The following is a 17333-nucleotide window of genomic DNA, read 5'->3' on the forward strand; positions in this document are numbered from 1 at the left end:
CGTGCCAATAAGAGTAGCCATACAAGGAATTAAAGGGTCTAACCACCATCAAGTAGCCAAGGATTATTTTGATGAGCAAGTGGATTTGGTAGAATGTCTTTCGTTTGATGCCGTAGTGGATGAATTACTTAGAAAGAATGCGGACAAGGGTATCATGGCCATTGAAAACTCCATCGCCGGGTCCATCATTCCAAACTATGCCTTGGTGCATAGGAACAACCTTCATATCATAGGGGAATATTATCTGAATATCCATCATAATCTCATGGTGTTGAAAGGTCAGAAATTCAAGGATATTAGGGAGGTAAGTTCCCACCCCATGGCATTATTGCAGTGCAAGGAGTTCTTTAAGGATTATCCCAATATTAAACTGGTGGAGGATGTGGATACGGCAGAAACGGCAAAGCGCATCCACGATAAAAAATTAAGGCATATTGCGGCCATCGCTCCCAAGGTCGCGGCAGAATTATACGATTTGGACATCGTAGCGGACGATATACAGACCATCAAAAATAATTCTACCCGTTTTATCATTGTCAAAACAAAAAACAAGGAACTATCCAAGGAAGAGATAAACAAGGCGTCATTACGGTTTTTAACGGACCACAAACGCGGTAGTTTGGCCACAGTGCTGAACGTTATGAGCGACTGCAATTTAAACCTGACCAAAATTCAGTCCCTCCCCGTAATCGAAACACCTTGGAAATATTCTTTTTTTGTGGATGTGACATTTAACAAATACGAGGATTTTGATAAAGCAAAATCACTCTTGAATATCATGTTGGAGGAGGTAAAGATATTGGGAGAATATAAAAACGCCATGTTATGATACGAACTGCCAAACGATTGGAATCGGTTCAGGAATATTATTTCTCCAAGAAATTGAGGGAGGTAAGAGGGCTTATGGCCAAAGGTAGGCCCATTATAAACATGGGTATTGGAAGTCCGGATCTGGCCCCTTCCGAAGCAGTTATACAAACCGTTCAAAAGGCCATTCTGGACGATGGTGCACATCAATATCAAAGCTATCAGGGCTTGCCCGAATTTAGAAATGCCATTGCCGCGTTCTACAAAAGGAAATTCGGGGTAACGGTCGATGCTGGAAACGAAATACTACCTTTAATGGGTTCCAAGGAAGGAATCATGCACATAAGCATGGCCTTTTTGAACAAGGGCGATGAAGTATTGGTGCCCAATCCGGGGTATCCTACCTATACATCCGTTACGAACTTGGTGGAGGCGGTGCCGGTTTATTACGATCTCACGGAAGGTAACGGTTGGTTCCCTGATTTGGATATTTTGGAGGCCCAAGACCTTTCAAAAGTAAAACTGATGTGGGTAAGCTATCCGCACATGCCCACTGGGGCAACCGCGACTAAGGAACAATTTTCAAAATTGATCGCCTTTGCCAAAAGAAACGATATTCTTTTAGTGAACGATAACCCCTACAGTTTTGTACTGAACGATAATCCGCAAAGTATGCTCTCGATAGATGGAGCCAAAGAGGTCTGTTTGGAACTGAATTCGTTAAGCAAGACATTCAATATGGCCGGATGGCGCGTTGGTTTTGTTTTGGGAAATGCAGAATTTTTGGAGGCCGTGCTAAAGGTGAAGAGCAACATGGATTCCGGAATGTTTTATGGTATTCAAAAAGGAGCCATAACCGCTTTGGAAAGCACGGATGCGTGGTATAGTGACCTCAATGAGCTCTACAGGGAGCGCAGGCAACTTATTTTCCAATTGGTGAAAAAATTGGGCTGCAGTTATGATGAGGATGCCGTGGGTATGTTCGTGTGGGCCAAATTGCCCATGAGTATTACCTCGGCAGAAGCATTTATAGACAATATTTTATATGATAGGGATATCTTCATCACACCGGGAACCATTTTTGGAAGTAACGGGGAAGGGTATATCCGATTTTCCCTTTGCGTATCAAAAGAGAAGATTCAGGAGGCTATTTCAAGATTTGAATAGATAGTAGATGTACAGGTTAGAAAACATGATAATAACATCAAAATTCCCCTCCTTGGGAGGGGCAAAGGGAGACCTATGAACGTTTTTGTAATTGGAATAGGTCTAATTGGAGGTTCCTTTGTAAAGGATATTAAGGCAATAATGCCCGATGCTATCGTATTTGGTATAGATGCGAATCCGGACCATTTGGAGGAGGCCCTGTCTCTGGGGCTAATAGAGCATAAGGCCAACTATGGGGATTTGCCCAAAGCGGATTTTGTTCTGGTAAGCATTCCTGTGAACGAAATGGTGAAGGAATTGCCAAGAATCTTGGATGTTGTTGATGATGATTGTGTGGTATGCGATGCTGGTTCCACCAAGGAACTCATTTGCAAGGCCTTGGCCAACCATCCCAAAAGACGAAATTTTTTGGCCTGTCATCCCATAGCGGGTACTGAGTTTTCAGGGCCATCCGCAGCCGTACAGGGCTTGTACGAGGGCAAAACCAATATTATCTGTGAAGTGGAAAAGACCGCCTTTAAATTGCAGGAAAGGGCCTTGGAGATTTTTCAGCTGTTGGGAATGAGGATTCGGTATATGAACCCAAAGGCCCACGACAAGCATATCGCCTATGTCTCCCATTTGTCACACATAAGCTCATTTATGTTAGGAAAGACGGTAATTGAAAAAGAGAAAAATGAACGCGATATTTTTGACATGGCAGGCAGTGGATTTGAAAGCACCGTGCGTTTGGCAAAAAGTTCACCTGCCATGTGGACGCCCATTTTTGAGCAGAACAAGGAAAACGTCATAGAGACCTTAAACGAATACATTCAAAACCTGATGGAATTTAGGGAATTGTTGAAAGAGGATGATTTTGAGGGTATTTACAATGAAATGAACAATACGAACAAAATAAAATCAATTTTAAAAGGAATACCGATAAATAAGAAGTAATGGAGAACAAGAAAGAAATGAGATCCTGGTTGGATGATATGAACTTGAGCCATCCGCTGGTAATTGCAGGACCGTGTAGTGCTGAAACAGAAGAGCAGGTTTTAAAAATCGCACATGAATTAAAGGATACCGATGTAAATTATTACCGTGCAGGTATTTGGAAACCAAGAACACGTCCTGGGAACTTTGAGGGAGTAGGTGCCCTGGGCCTTAAATGGTTACAGAAAGTACGTGAGGAAACCGGATTAAAAACGGCCACCGAAGTTGCCAATAGGGCGCATGTGGAATTGGCGCTGGAGTATGATGTGGATTTGTTGTGGATAGGGGCCCGTTCCACTGTAAGTCCATTTATCATGCAAGAATTGGCCGATGCCTTGGAGGGAACCGACAAAATCGTTTTGGTAAAAAATCCTGTAAATCCGGATTTGGCCCTCTGGTTGGGAGGTATAGAAAGATTGTATACCGCTGGAGTCAAAAAATTGGGCGCCATTCACCGTGGCTTTTCCACGTACGAGAAAAGCAAATATAGGAATATCCCGGAGTGGCAAATGGCGGTCGAGTTTCAGGACAAGTTTCCAGATTTACCATTGATTAACGATCCATCGCATATTACAGGAAAAAGGGATATGATCTTTGATGTATCCCAAACCGCCCTAGATCTTAATTTTGATGGTTTGATGATCGAAACGCACCACGATCCCGATAACGCTTGGAGCGATGCCGCCCAGCAGGTAACACCAAAAAGGCTAATCCAGATTATGAAAGATCTGAAGATTAGAAAGGAGACTGATGTTGAGGCGGAGTATAATTCTAAATTAAGCAATCTACGCGCCCAAATTGACGTAATAGATAATCAATTGATAGATATCCTAGGAAAGCGTATGAAGATTTCCGATAGTATCGGGGCATTGAAAAAGGAGCGTAACGTTGCCGTGCTACAATCCAACCGTTGGAACCAAATCTTGGGTGCCATGATTTTGGAAGGCGAAAGTAAAGGTCTTAGTGAGGAGTTTATTTTGAGAATGTTCAAGGCGATTCACCAAGAGTCCATCAACCATCAGGAAAAGATTGTAAATGGATAGAACTAAAAAAAGCCCCGTTTCATCGGGGCTTTTTTATTGGCACCAACAAAGGGTATAACACCCAGAGGCCTTCCTTGAAATTAAAGGTTTGTTTTCTGCACAGACCTCATGGGCTAGTTTACTTTTTTAAATACATATCGGGTTATAAAAATACCCTGTCCGTCCTTATCACCGGCATCGGCCTCTACACCACTGGTTACAAAAACCAGTTCCCAACCTTCGGCGGCCATGGCGGTTAGTTTGGAAGAAATGAGCGCATCGTTTGCGGCAATGTTCTGGAACCTGATTCCGGCGATATTGTAAAAATTTAGCAATTTGGTTTCCTCAAAATCCTTTACCCGAATATCGGAGCGGTCCGCTTTGTTCCTTGAATTGTCCTCTTCTGTTTGTACGGTTGCAAATTCCTTATAATCCCGGTCCGCGTTCCCATCAATGATCCTAGACCTTCCCAACCCACTGGGTACTATGGACTCAACGGTCGTTATGATTTTAAATTCTTGGGCTTGGGCAGCGGTTGCCGCTAAAACAGTAAATAATAGGGTAAATAATGATTTTTTCATGATTTTGGTTTTTAAATGGATGAATAATTAGTTTTCATATACGCCAAATTTACTGTAAACTACTTTTAGGTGGCTTAATAAATTACTAGAATGGGTTAAAAGGTGTATGCGAATGGATTCTAAAAGTATTGTCGTTTCTTTGTAGCTGGAAACATGAACAAAATGGAAGGTAAAGTCTATAAATCAACAGGAAGTTGGTATACCGTAAAAGGTGCGGACGGTACTTTCTATGAATGCCGAATAAAGGGAAAATTTAGGATTAAGGGTATAAAAAGTACCAATCCCATTGCAGTTGGTGACCATGTCCATTTTGAATTGGATGAGAAGGGTGATGAAAAGGTAGGTGTCATCCATAGTATTGAAGACCGAAAAAACTATATCATCCGTAAATCCGTCAATCTATCCAAACAGACCCATATCATCGCAGCCAACCTTGACCAGGTCTTTTTGTTGATTACATTGAACAACCCGATCACCTACACGATATTCATTGACCGGTTTTTGGTAACCGCTGAAGCGTATGATGTTCCAGTAGTTTTGGTATTCAATAAAATCGATACCTATACGGAGGAAGAGAAGAACGAAATAAAGTTTTTGGCGACCCTATATCGGGAAATTGGGTACACCTGTATAGGAATATCGGCGAAGACCGGAAAGAACGTAGACAAAATCAAGGAAATGATGAAAGGAAAAACCTCCATGTTTTCCGGACATTCTGGTGTTGGAAAATCAACCTTGATCAATGCCATAGAACCCAATTTGGAAATAAAAACCGCGGAGATTTCCCAACAACATTTACAGGGACAGCATACAACCACTTTTGCCGAAATGTTCGATTTAAGTTTTGGGGCCCAGATCATAGATACGCCCGGTATCAAAGGATTTGGTATCGTGGATATGGAAAAGGAAGAAATTGGGGACTACTTTCCGGAACTATTTGAGCTAAAGCAGGACTGCAAGTTCAACAATTGTATTCATGTGGATGAGCCCCATTGTGCGGTAAAGAGGGCATTGGAAGCGGGGAAGGTTTCCTGGAGCCGCTATAAAAGCTATTTGCAAATGGTCAATGGTGAGGAGGATACTTATAGGATAGATATGTACGGGGAGAAAAAATGAGAACGGTCATACAGAGAGTAGCCAAGGCAAGCGTAACCGTTGAGGGAAAAGTCATTTCGTCAATTGGACATGGCCTTCTTTTATTACTTGGTATTGTTGCCGAGGATACCGAGGAGGATATCGATTGGCTGGTTAAAAAGGTTCTAAATCTTCGGATTTTCAATGATGAGTCCGGGGTGATGAACAAATCCATATTGGATATTGACGGGGAGAGTATTGTGGTAAGTCAGTTTACCTTGCACGCATCGACCAAAAAAGGCAATCGACCTTCTTACCTTAAGGCTGCAAAACCAGAAACCGCCATCCCACTTTATGAAAAATTCGTTCACAAATTGGAGTTGGAAATTGGTAAAAAAGTAGGAACGGGCATTTTTGGTGCGGACATGAAGGTAGACCTTTTAAATGATGGTCCCGTGACAATAATCATCGATACAAAAAACAAGGAATAATGAACATAGAGAACGCACAAAAGGCGGTAGACGATTGGATAAAGCATCACGGGGTCCGTTACTTCAACGAACTTACCAATATGGCCCAATTGACCGAAGAGGTAGGTGAAGTGGCCCGGATTATTGCTCGTAGGTACGGTGAGCAAAGCGAAAAGGAATCGGATAAATCAAAGGATTTGGGTGAGGAATTGGCAGATGTACTTTTTGTACTGTTATGTTTGGCCAACCAAACCGGAATAGATTTACAACAGTCTTTTGACAAAAAGTTAGATTTGAAAACGAAGCGTGATCATGACCGCCACCACAACAACAAAAAGTTGAAATAATACTATCTTTGGCCTTCGTTTTTAATTTCATTTATCTTGAAACTCCATCTTTCCGGTCCAGAGAATACACTACTTAAGGATACGATTAAAATAACGGGTTCAAAGAGCGAATCAAACCGTTCACTTTTACTATCGGCACTATATCCCGGTATCAAAATAGAGAATCTTTCAAATTCTGATGATGCCCAGGTAATGGCTGCTGGACTGAAGCAACGCGAAGGTACGGTGGACATTCACCATGCCGGTACCGCCATGCGCTTTTTGACCGGGTATTTTGCGGCCCTTGAAGGGAGCGATGTTTTGCTGACCGGTTCTAAAAGAATGACGGAACGACCTATTAAAATTTTGGTCGATGCCTTGAACGAACTCGGGGCCAACATTTCGTATGAGAAGGAAGAAGGGTATCCGCCCCTTCGCATCAAAGGGAAAAAGCTATCCAAAAACCGGGTACGTCTACCGGCCAATATTAGTAGCCAATATATTTCTTCACTATTGTTGATAGCCCCTAGTTTGGAGAATGGTCTTGAACTGGAACTTGTTGGGAAAATTACCTCGGTACCTTATATACAAATGACATTGGGTTTGTTGACGGAACTGGGTATAGATAGTGATTTTAGGGGAAATACCATTTCGGTTAAACCCAAAGCATCGGTCAACCCTGTTACCTTGGTAGTGGAATCCGATTGGAGCTCAGCATCTTATTTTTATAGTATCGTGGCATTATCGGAGGTGGGGACGGAAATTACGCTTTCGGCCTACAAGGAAAATAGTCTTCAGGGAGATAGTGTCCTTAAGGAAATTTATACCGTTTTTGGTGTGGAGACCTCCTTCGGAGAAAACCGGATTACACTAAAAAAGGTTCCCAATAATCCAACCTCCTTTATTGAACGTGATTTGGCAAATGCCCCGGATATCGCCCAGACCATCGCTGTTACGTGTTTTGGAATGGGAATCGGTTGCCACCTGACGGGACTTCACACCCTAAAAATCAAGGAAACCGATAGATTGGAAGCCCTGAACACCGAGCTTACAAAACTGGGAGCGGATATTTCCGTAACGGACAAAACGCTTACCCTAGGGACTTCAACCTTAATGAACAAGGACGTTGCCATAGATACCTACAATGACCATAGAATGGCCATGGCCTTTGCTCCCTTGGCCTTAAGAACTTCATTGGTCATCAATGATGCCATGGTGGTTACAAAGTCCTATCCCGATTTTTGGAACGATCTTCAAAAACTGCATTTTAAGGTACGGGAATTATAATTTGTCTTTTACTTGACAACCCCCTGTTATGGGTCGTATATTTGCAGCCGCAAAATGCTATACAAAAAATAGCTAAATGAAACCCTCATCGAGGGATTTGTTATGATACGTTAAATACCTCTACAAAAGGAAATGTTTAAATATCAAGCTATTGACCTAATATTAAACGAATGAAACCCTCATCGAGGGATTTTTATAATTAGTTTGAATGCCTTTACAAAAGGAAATGTTTAAATACCAAGCTATTAATCCAATTTTAAACGAATGAAATTATCCAATTTTAATTTTGAGCTTCCCAAGGAGCTATTGGCGGAACATCCGTCCGAGAACAGGGATGAATCCAAATTAATGGTCATAGATACCAAAACTGGTAAAATTGAGCATAAAATGTTCAAGGATATGATCGATTATTTTGATGAGGGCGATGTAATGGTACTCAACAACACGAAAGTTTTTCCGGCTAGATTGTACGGTAACAAAGAAAAAACAGGGGCCCGTATCGAGGTATTTCTTTTGCGCGAGCTCAACGAGGAGCAGCGCCTTTGGGACGTTTTGGTAGATCCTGCCAGAAAAATCAGAATTGGAAACAAACTGTATTTTGGTGATGATGAAACCTTGGTCGCCGAGGTTATCGACAACACCACATCCCGCGGTAGGACATTGAGGTTCCTTTACGATGGTGCTTATTTGGATTTTAGAAGAAAACTTAGGGAACTGGGGGAAACCCCATTACCCAAATACATAAAAAGGAACGTGGAGCCTGAGGACGAGGAAAGGTACCAGACCATTTATGCCAAGCATGAAGGTGCGGTAGCTGCCCCAACGGCGGGACTTCATTTTTCAAAACACTTGTTGAAAAGGTTGGAAATCAAGGGCATAAATTTTGCCGAACTAACCTTACATGTTGGACTTGGAACATTTAACCCGGTTGAGGTAGAAGATCTATCCAAACACAAAATGGATAGCGAGGAGTTGATCATTGATGAAAAGGCCACGGAAGTCGTCAATAATGCCATTGCCAAGAAAAAACGAATCTGTGCCGTGGGAACCACTGCCATGCGAGGATTGGAAAGCGCAGTTTCTTCCAATCGCACCTTGAATACGTTTGAAGGGTGGACCAATAAATTCATTTTTCCTCCGTACGAGTTCAGCATTGCCAATTCGATGATCACCAATTTTCATTTGCCAAAATCTACGTTGCTGATGATGATATCGGCTTTTATGGGCCATGATTTAATGAAAAAAGCTTACAAAGAGGCGATTATGGAAAGCTATAGGTTTTATTCCTATGGCGATGCCATGCTCATTTTACGGTAATAGGCCTTATACCAATTCAACATTCAATCCCATCCAATAAAATGTTTCTTTTCTCGCATTACTTCAAAATAAAAAAGTTCCGCAACTAAGGCTGCGCAACGTTTTTCTTTATTGTAATCCAAAAAAATATTCCATTTTCTTTGGCAGGTTTTAAAAATTGAATTGGTATTAAATAGTGTAGACCGAAGATGTAAGTCCCGCTTTATCCGTATGTTGAAAAGCGGGATTTTTGTCGATAGGCATTACAACTTTCATATGGAAAGCAAGAAAAGGGACATAAGGGCATTGACCCGGGAACAGCTTCGGGATTTTTTTGTATCCCAAGGAGACAAGGCGTTCCGGGGCAATCAAGTGTATGAATGGCTTTGGCAGAAATCCGCCTACTCCTTTGATGTAATGACCAACTTGTCCAAGGCGACAAGGGATATGTTGGAGGAGAACTTTGTAATCAACCATATTCAGGTAGATCAAATGCAGCGAAGTGCGGATGGTACCATAAAAAACGCGGTTCGGTTGCATGACGATTTGGTAGTGGAGTCGGTTTTGATTCCTACCAAAACAAGGACTACGGCCTGTGTATCCAGTCAGGTAGGCTGTAGTCTGGACTGTAAATTTTGCGCTACGGCCCGTTTAAAACGGATGCGAAACCTGAATCCGGACGAAATCTACGATCAGGTAGTGGCCATAGATAATGAAAGCCGATTGTATTTTGACAGGCCCTTGAGCAACATCGTATTCATGGGAATGGGAGAGCCGTTGATGAACTACAACAATGTATTGAAGGCCATTGAAAAAATAACGTCTCCAGAAGGATTGGGCATGTCCCCAAAGCGGATTACCGTTTCTACTTCAGGCGTTCCAAAGCTCATCAAAAAAATGGCCGATGATGCCGTGAAGTTTAAATTGGCGGTTTCACTGCATTCCGCCATTGACGAAACCAGAACGTCCATAATGCCCTTTAATGCGACATTTACTTTGGCCGACCTGAGGGAGGCGCTGGTCTATTGGTACCAAAAGACCAAAAGCAGGATTACTTATGAATATGTGGTCTGGGAAGGCATAAACGATCAGCGAAAGGATGTGGATGCACTGGTCGAATTTTGCCGATTTGCCCCGTCCAAAGTCAACCTGATCGAGTATAATCCTATTGATGACGGTGATTTTCAACAGGCCTCCAATATAGCCATTGAGATGTACGTAGAAACTTTGGAGAAAAACGGGATCACGGTGACGGTTAGAAGGTCTCGGGGTAAGGATATTGATGCGGCTTGCGGGCAGTTGGCCAATAAGTCGGAAAGTTAAAAGTTAAAAGTTATTTTTTTAACCAACAACCAATAGCTAACAGCTAACCCCTAATTCCTAACCCCTAATTACTGCTTAATCCTCTCTTTTCCCTAATTTTGACATTCTAAGCCAGACTGCTTGAAAATCGTATCTCAAATAAAGGAACCGATCAACCGGGAAATGGATCTCTTTGAAACCAAATTCCGGGACTCCATGACCTCAAAGGTTGCCCTACTCAATAGAATTACGTATTACATTGTAAACAGGAAGGGCAAACAGATGCGACCAATGTTCGTTTTCCTTACCGCCAAATTATTGAACCAAGGGGAGGTAAACGAGCGTACGTATAGAGGGGCATCCGTGATCGAATTGATACACACGGCTACTTTGGTCCACGATGATGTGGTGGACGAAAGCGACAAGCGACGCGGTTTTTTCTCCATCAACGCCCTTTGGAAAAACAAAATTGCCGTTTTGGTGGGAGATTATCTCCTCTCCAAAGGACTGTTGCTTTCTATTGACCATGGGGATTTTGATTTGCTCCGAATTATTTCCGTTGCCGTAAGGGAAATGAGCGAAGGAGAACTGCTTCAAATAGAGAAGGCCCGTAGATTGGATATTACGGAGGATATTTATTACGATATCATACGGCAAAAAACGGCCACATTGATCGCAGCCTGTTGCAGCCTTGGTGCCTGTTCCGTAAAACCCGATAGTGCCGATGTGGAAACTTTCAGGAAATTCGGGGAATTATGTGGTATGGCTTTTCAGATAAAAGATGACCTTTTTGACTACGGGGAGGAGAAAATAGGGAAACCGACCGGAATCGATATCAAGGAGCAAAAAATGACCCTTCCGTTGATCTATGCCTTGAACAACTGTTCTAAAAAGGAAAAGGGCTGGTTGATAAATTCGGTCAAGAACCACAATAAAAACAAAAAGCGGGTAAAGGAGGTCATCGCCTTTGTCAAACAAGTGGGCGGCTTGGAATATGCGGTTGCCAAAATGCTCCAATTTAAAGACGAAGCCCTTTCCTTGCTGCATCAATATCCAAAATCAGATTACCGGGATTCCTTGGAACTGATGGTAAATTATGTGGTAGAGCGTAAAAAGTAATTTCTATTTTGGCTACTTTGTAATCTGGATATCCATTAACAACAAGACTCCCGTACAAATTAATGAACCATTAAAGTACCGTACCTCTACATGAATCAAATTTTCTTTTGGACAGGTAGTTGAGACCCTATTTTAATTTTAGTACTACTTAATAAGAATTATAATGGTTGGCATGCTCCATTGAGAATGAAAACCTGTCAGGTTTAGACAACAAAGGTGTGATAGCCCATCAAGGTTTATTTTAAACGATAGTTATCGATTTATTTAATTTTTTTTTTGATTTCTGGGCAACCAAATAGACTTGGTAAGCGTCTATGTAAATAGAAGACCATAAAGGATTTGAAAATTATACCCTTTTATAGAAACGAACGGCAACTGATACAAAAGGCCATTAATGGGAATAGGGAAGCCCAAAAGGTTTTGTATACCCATCATGCCCCAAAGATGCTTAGTGTCTGTAGACAATATATAAAGGATATACATTTTGCTGAGGATGTGATGATTCAAGGTTTTGTAAAGATGTTCAAACAATTGGACACCTTTAAATTTGAGGGAAGCTTTGAAGGTTGGGTGCGGAGAATCATGATTCGGGAGAGTATTTCCTTCCTTAGAAAACAGCAATTTGTAGTGTATGACGATGAAGTGTATGTGGAGAATCAATCCAATTCGTCCGAACTCGTTTCCGATTTGGATACGGAACACATCCAAAGACTTATAGACGCCCTTCCACAAGGCTATAAAATGGTCTTTGTACTGTATACCATAGAAGGATACAAACATCAAGAGATTGCCAAAATGTTGGATATTACGGAAAGCACCTCCAAATCCCAACTTTTTAAGGCCCGGAAAATGCTCCAAGAGCAATTACAGGAACAAAATATCATTGGATATGGAACCAGATAAGTTTGAAAAGTATATTAAAAGCAAGTTGGAAGAAAGGAGAATCGCTCCTTCGGATGGGGCTTGGGAAAGGATTTCAGGTCAATTGGAAAGCTCAAAGGAGCAACCAAAAAACGGTTATTTCTGGATGGGAATAGCGGCAAGTTTTATCCTACTTTTAGGAGCCTCGCTTTTTTTCTTTACCCGATCTGAAGAAATTGAAGGGATATCCCCGAATATAGTGGTCGATGTAGAACAGCCCAAAATCATTGAACAAAACTCGGAATTCAAGGACTCCACTGTTTTTGAAGTTACACCGCCCGAAGCCATTATAGTAACTAAAAATGAGGAAACAAAAGGGAATCAGGATGAAATCCTACGGTCAACGTCTAAAAGCCAACAGGAATCGGCTAAAGATATGGAGATGCTAGTTTCAAATACGTCTAAGGCACCTTTGGAGGATGAAACTGTTCCAACGGTCCCCGTAGAAATTCTGGATGCAAAAATCGCTGAGGTCATCGCTCAAGTAAACGTCATGGAACTAAATGGAAATATAACAGATGCGGAAGTAGATTCTCTTTTAATGAACGCACAAAAGGAAATCCTGAGACAAAAATTAGTTGAAAACAATACTACGGTCAATGCAATAGCCTTGTTGACCGAGGTGGAGGAAGAACTTGATCAATCCTTCCGAGATCAACTATTTGAAACCTTAAAGGCCGGTTTTCTGAAGGTTAGAACGGCCGTGGCCGACAGGAACGACTAAATCATTTAATCATTTATTATTTATTGAGCTCTGTATTTTACTACAGGGACTGGAGTTTTATTCATCAACAATCAAAATCAAAATCGAAAAAAGAAATGAGAACAATTACAACATTTGTCTTGCTATGTATCACCTTGTTTGTGGTTCAATCAATCTCCGCACAGGAAGATTATGAAAAAAAGGTCAAAGCCCTGAAGAGTCAAAAAGAAAAAGTAACCGAACAGGAAAAGGAGGCCTTGAAAGTAGAGGTTTCGGAAATAAACAAGCGACTTGAGGATGGAATAATTTCTGAGGAGGATGCCCAAAAACTAAAAGAGGAAGCGGCAGAAAAGCGTGCTTTGAATATAGAAAACAGGCTCGCGATTATCGATAATCAGATTTCCTTACTGCAACGTAATGAAGGGATTTTGTTCAACGATATCCAAGTAGATTCCGTACCCGAGGGTCAAATACGAATAGGTATTGATATTGGGGGAAAGCCTGCGGAAAGCTACGTTTTTAACACCAATTATTGGAAACGGGATTTGAGATATGATAGACGTACGTATTCTGATTTTGTTCTTGCAGCAGGCTTTAACAATGCCATTATCGACGGTCAATCCCTGAACGATTCTCCATATCAGTTAGGAGGGAGTCGGTTTTTTGAAATGGGTTGGCAGTGGCGGACCAGGGTGTTTGACAATACCAATTTTCTAAGGTTGAACTATGGGTTTTCATTCCAGTTCAACGGTCTTAAGATGAAGGACAATCAGTATCTTGTTCTAAACGACCAAGGTGTTGCCGAGCTTCAACCGTTTCAGTTTGATCTTGACAAATCCAAATTTAGGATGGACAACCTTGTATTTCCCGTTCATTTTGAATTCGGTCCCTCAAAATTAAAACAAACGGAGAAAACCATAAGATATTCCCTTCGCAATCAGTTTCGTTTGGGAATAGGGGGTTATGGAGGTTTTAACATCGGTACAAGGCAAAAACTGAAATACGACCAAGATGGCAGCAGTGTGAAAGATAAATTGAAAAGGGATTACAATACCAACAACCTTATTTATGGTATAAGTGCCTACGCGGGCTTTGACGGTGTGTTGCTATATCTCAAATATGACCTTAATCCAATTTTCAAGAATGCGGCCATTGAACAAAGAAACGTGTCCTTGGGTCTGCGTTTCGATCTCTAAATTATATGATTATTTGAATTGGTGAGGGCATACCTGTACGGTATGCCCTTTTTTAATTTGTGAGCCTTTTCATTTCCTCTGAAAATTCATCTGGGTAGTACACTCGTTTGCAATGGCTACATTCCAACATTTTCGATGCCGAAATCTTGAAAAGTTTTATCCAAAAAAAATGAAAGTAATTTCCTGAAATATAAGCGGTTAAGGTCCCTATTTGATTGCAATAAGGGCAGGTTAGGTTATCCAGGTTTTTGATTTCTGTTTTTCCGGGCCGTGTACCAAAGAAAAGAATCATGTCAAAGGTATCTAAAGCAGTTCAAAAGAGGCATGAAGAAAGTACGTGCGTTTCTTCAGCGTGTTGCCGTAATAAAGCGATTCGTTTATTTCCTGATTGTTTCCGTCGCTTATATAGACAGCCTTTCCTATGGATCGTCCTATCTTTTTGGCGATGGCCTCTGCTTTCTGTTTTGCGTTCTCATAGGCTCTCTGTGCATAGTCGGCCATTTGGCTATCGGTCAAAGTCGCTTTCATGGACGTTTCGGAACGGGATACGCCCAAGGCCCTAACTTGAAGAAAATTCTGCATCTCTTCCAAAGAATCCGTAGTGAAGGTCAAGATTACTCCATCTTTTTCATATCCCATCAATGCGTAGGACAAAGGGTCATTTTTCAGTTTTGACACGTCCAAACCTGCCTGCCCCAGTTTGTCCTTATAAGTTTTTATTAACTCTTCAAGGCTAACCGTTTGTGTGTCGTAGTAGACGTTATTGAGGCTTACGATCATGCTACTGGTATAGGTAGGTTCAATTTCGTATTCGAAGGCTCCATTGACGTTAATGGAGTTTGGGGTTTCCTGTGCTAGAATTGTGTTAATAAAGCAAAAGGACAGAAGAAGCAAAAATGATTTTTTCATGTTTTTTTATTTTCAGAGATAGTACTAAGGTACTACTAGTTTCCATTTTTTGGAATAGGCGTAATTTTTAAAATTGTAGTAGTTCCCATTACCCTCGAAGGGAAGAATATTCACTTCATTTTGATACATTTGATATTCCCATTTAAACTCAAGGAGCAAAAACACTGATTCTAGATGATTTCCAAAACCACGATTGATCAAGTTTATGAGACGGCCCGTTTGGAGGAAGTGATCGGAGATTTTGTGCAATTGAAAAAATCCGGTTCCAATTTTAAGGGACTCAGCCCATTTACCGATGAACGTACCCCGAGTTTCATGGTTTCCCCGGTCAAACAGATATGGAAGGATTTCAGTAGCGGAAAGGGAGGTAACGTGGTGGCCTTTTTAATGGAACACGAACATTTTACCTATCCGGAAGCTATAAAATATCTGGCAAAAAAATACAATATAGAGGTTGAGGAGACGGAACAGTCCAACGAGGAGAAGGAGCAGGCGAATGAACGTGAGAGTATGTATTTGGTTTCAGAATATGCAAGTACCTACTTCCAGAACATACTTTGGGAGTCGGAATTGGGAAAGGCCATAGGACTTAGCTATTTCAAGGAGCGAGGCTTTACGGAGGAAACCATTAAAAAATTCGGTTTGGGATACTGTCTGGACCAATGGGACGGATTTACCACGGCGGCACTCGATCAAGGTTACAAATTGGAATACCTGGAAAAAACGGGACTTACCATAGTCAAAGAGGATACCAATAACCCAAACAACCCCAAAAAGTTCGATCGGTTCAAAGGAAGGGTCATGTTTCCCATTCATTCCCTAAGTGGCCGGGTCTTGGGTTTTGGCGGACGTATCCTGACCAATGACAAAAAAGCGGCCAAATATCTTAATTCGCCGGAGAGCGATATCTATCACAAAAGCAAGGTGCTCTATGGTATTTACCATGCCAAACAGGCCATTGCCAAGGAGGACAATTGTTTTTTGGTGGAGGGTTATACCGATGTTATCCAGTTTTACCAACGTGGAATCCACAACGTGGTTTCGTCCAGTGGTACGGCTTTGACCCCAGAGCAAATCCGATTGATAAACCGGTTGACGAAAAACGTTACCGTACTTTTTGATGGGGATGCCGCCGGTTTACGGGCTTCGTTGAGGGGTGTGGATTTGATCTTGGAACAGGGAATGAACGTGCGTATCTGTACGTTTCCAGAAGGTGAGGATCCGGATAGTTTTGCCAAGAACAATGAATTGGACGAGGTAGAACAGTTTTTAAAGGACAATTCCAAGGATTTTATAAGGTTCAAGGCCTCATTGCTAGTTAAGGAAGCATTGGATGACCCCATAAAAAGGGCCGATACCGTACGCGATATCGTAAACAGTATTTCGAAGATTCCGGACCGGATCAAAAAGGAAATCTATGTGCAGGAATGTGCACAGATCATGAACATTTCAGAAAGTGTGCTCTTCAGTACCTTGGCGCAAATTGGAAAAAAGGACCAAGCCGATGCCCTAAAGCAGGAAAAACAGAAGCAGAAGGCCTTTGATGTGGTGCGGAGTGAGCCGGTTGGTGAAAAATTGGATGTGCAATATGAACTGGAACGCAAGATTATTGAAAGCCTTTTGTTATATGGGAATAGGAAAGAGGAGTTTGAAGACCTGGTTTTAAAGGAAAACGAAAGCGGAGACTTGGTTTTGGAACCGGAATCGCTTGAGATCAAAGTCTACGAAAAAGTGTACTTGGATTTACAGGAAGATGAGATAGAGTTGGCAAACCCAACATTTAGGGACGTATATTACAAGTTGATTGCCGCACTGAATGAAAATGAGGATTTTAAGGTCAGTGATTTTATCGCCGCCTTGGAACAGGAAATGGCCAATGAAGTATCGTCCATTCTCATGGAAGAGGAAAAATATGCCCTACATAATTGGGAACGTAAGGATATCTACCCAAAGGAAAAGGGGAGTGGTATCGCCCAATTGGTCAGTGAGACCATCCTTACCCTACGTTGTTTCTTGATAAAAAAAAGGATGCAGGCCCTGCAAAATGAAACCGAAACCCCGGAGCAGGACAATAAGGAAATTTTGGAGGAAATCATGAACTACCTACAGTTAAATAAGCTGTTGAACCAAAAGCTCAATAGGGTACTATCGTAAGGTACTCAACGAAAAAGACCCACA

General features: G+C 41.7%; 18 protein-coding genes. 15 read left to right on the forward strand and 3 right to left on the reverse strand.

Annotated features, from left to right (window positions below):
- Nucleotide 1: 1 nt before the first annotated feature.
- The 4 genes from FEK29_RS15295 to FEK29_RS15310 all read left to right on the forward strand — a co-directional run bounded on the left by FEK29_RS15295 (nt 2) and on the right by FEK29_RS15310 (nt 3992).
- Nucleotides 2-829, forward strand: coding sequence for a prephenate dehydratase (locus tag FEK29_RS15295; RefSeq protein WP_138259311.1), 828 nt, complete (start codon nt 2-4; stop codon nt 827-829).
- Nucleotides 826-1974 (forward strand): pyridoxal phosphate-dependent aminotransferase, encoded by a 1149-nt coding sequence (locus FEK29_RS15300; protein ID WP_138259312.1) that lies wholly within the window; start codon nt 826-828, stop codon nt 1972-1974. The genes FEK29_RS15295 and FEK29_RS15300 overlap by 4 nt, the downstream gene beginning before the upstream one ends.
- A gap of 75 nt (nt 1975-2049) precedes the next feature.
- Nucleotides 2050-2910, forward strand: a complete 861-nt coding sequence (locus FEK29_RS15305) for a prephenate dehydrogenase (RefSeq protein ID WP_138259313.1) — start codon at nt 2050-2052, stop codon at nt 2908-2910.
- Nucleotides 2910-3992 carry a bifunctional 3-deoxy-7-phosphoheptulonate synthase/chorismate mutase type II gene (locus tag FEK29_RS15310; protein ID WP_138259314.1) on the forward strand — a complete coding sequence of 361 codons (1083 nt, stop codon included), beginning with the start codon at nt 2910-2912 and terminating at the stop codon, nt 3990-3992. The genes FEK29_RS15305 and FEK29_RS15310 overlap by 1 nt, the downstream gene beginning before the upstream one ends.
- Before the next feature lie 113 nt (nt 3993-4105).
- Here the strand turns inward: FEK29_RS15310 and FEK29_RS15315 are convergent, their stop codons facing one another.
- Complete coding sequence (locus FEK29_RS15315; RefSeq protein ID WP_138259315.1) at nt 4106-4552, reverse strand: hypothetical protein; 447 nt, start codon at nt 4550-4552, stop codon at nt 4106-4108.
- A gap of 162 nt (nt 4553-4714) precedes the next feature.
- On the opposite strand from FEK29_RS15315, the gene rsgA reads away from it, so the two are divergent.
- The 10 genes from rsgA to FEK29_RS15365 all read left to right on the forward strand — a co-directional run bounded on the left by rsgA (nt 4715) and on the right by FEK29_RS15365 (nt 14246).
- Nucleotides 4715-5668: a ribosome small subunit-dependent GTPase A gene (rsgA, locus tag FEK29_RS15320; RefSeq protein WP_138259316.1), complete on the forward strand. Its 954-nt coding sequence runs from the start codon at nt 4715-4717 to the stop codon at nt 5666-5668.
- A complete protein-coding gene (gene dtd / locus FEK29_RS15325) occupies nt 5665-6117 on the forward strand; it encodes a D-aminoacyl-tRNA deacylase (RefSeq protein WP_138259317.1) in 453 nt (150 codons plus the stop codon). Before rsgA ends, dtd begins: the two co-directional genes overlap by 4 nt.
- On the forward strand, nt 6117-6443 hold the full coding sequence (locus tag FEK29_RS15330; protein ID WP_138259318.1) for a nucleotide pyrophosphohydrolase: 327 nt from the start codon (nt 6117-6119) through the stop codon (nt 6441-6443). The genes dtd and FEK29_RS15330 overlap by 1 nt, the downstream gene beginning before the upstream one ends.
- Nucleotides 6444-6479: 36 nt before the next feature.
- Nucleotides 6480-7709, forward strand: coding sequence for a 3-phosphoshikimate 1-carboxyvinyltransferase (locus FEK29_RS15335; protein WP_138259319.1), 1230 nt, complete (start codon nt 6480-6482; stop codon nt 7707-7709).
- A 264-nt stretch (nt 7710-7973) separates the two neighbouring features.
- Nucleotides 7974-9026, forward strand: coding sequence for a tRNA preQ1(34) S-adenosylmethionine ribosyltransferase-isomerase QueA (gene queA, locus FEK29_RS15340; RefSeq protein WP_138259320.1), 1053 nt, complete (start codon nt 7974-7976; stop codon nt 9024-9026).
- Between the two features lie 255 nt (nt 9027-9281).
- Nucleotides 9282-10328 (forward strand): 23S rRNA (adenine(2503)-C(2))-methyltransferase RlmN, encoded by a 1047-nt coding sequence (rlmN, locus tag FEK29_RS15345; RefSeq protein ID WP_138259321.1) that lies wholly within the window; start codon nt 9282-9284, stop codon nt 10326-10328.
- Nucleotides 10329-10448: 120 nt separating this feature from the next.
- A complete protein-coding gene (locus FEK29_RS15350; RefSeq protein ID WP_138259322.1) occupies nt 10449-11426 on the forward strand; it encodes a polyprenyl synthetase family protein in 978 nt (325 codons plus the stop codon).
- Nucleotides 11427-11765: 339 nt separating this feature from the next.
- Nucleotides 11766-12329 (forward strand): RNA polymerase sigma factor, encoded by a 564-nt coding sequence (locus tag FEK29_RS15355; RefSeq protein ID WP_138259323.1) that lies wholly within the window; start codon nt 11766-11768, stop codon nt 12327-12329.
- Nucleotides 12316-13071 (forward strand): hypothetical protein, encoded by a 756-nt coding sequence (locus FEK29_RS15360; protein WP_138259324.1) that lies wholly within the window; start codon nt 12316-12318, stop codon nt 13069-13071. Before FEK29_RS15355 ends, FEK29_RS15360 begins: the two co-directional genes overlap by 14 nt.
- A gap of 95 nt (nt 13072-13166) precedes the next feature.
- Nucleotides 13167-14246, forward strand: a complete 1080-nt coding sequence (locus tag FEK29_RS15365; RefSeq protein ID WP_138259325.1) for a coiled-coil domain-containing protein — start codon at nt 13167-13169, stop codon at nt 14244-14246.
- Nucleotides 14247-14298: 52 nt separating this feature from the next.
- Here the strand turns inward: FEK29_RS15365 and FEK29_RS15370 are convergent, their stop codons facing one another.
- Both FEK29_RS15370 and FEK29_RS15375 read right to left on the reverse strand, forming a co-directional pair.
- The gene (locus FEK29_RS15370; protein WP_138259326.1) at nt 14299-14538 is read right to left on the reverse strand and encodes a zinc-ribbon domain-containing protein; all 240 of its coding nucleotides are present in this window, start codon (nt 14536-14538) and stop codon (nt 14299-14301) included.
- Nucleotides 14539-14549: 11 nt separating this feature from the next.
- Nucleotides 14550-15155, reverse strand: coding sequence for an SIMPL domain-containing protein (locus tag FEK29_RS15375; RefSeq protein ID WP_138259327.1), 606 nt, complete (start codon nt 15153-15155; stop codon nt 14550-14552).
- Nucleotides 15156-15329: 174 nt separating this feature from the next.
- On the opposite strand from FEK29_RS15375, the gene dnaG reads away from it, so the two are divergent.
- Nucleotides 15330-17309, forward strand: coding sequence for a DNA primase (gene dnaG / locus FEK29_RS15380; RefSeq protein WP_138259328.1), 1980 nt, complete (start codon nt 15330-15332; stop codon nt 17307-17309).
- Nucleotides 17310-17333: the final 24 nt, after the last annotated feature.

Origin of the sequence: Maribacter aurantiacus (genome assembly GCF_005780245.1) — a bacterium.
GTDB lineage: Bacteria > Bacteroidota > Bacteroidia > Flavobacteriales > Flavobacteriaceae > Maribacter > Maribacter flavus.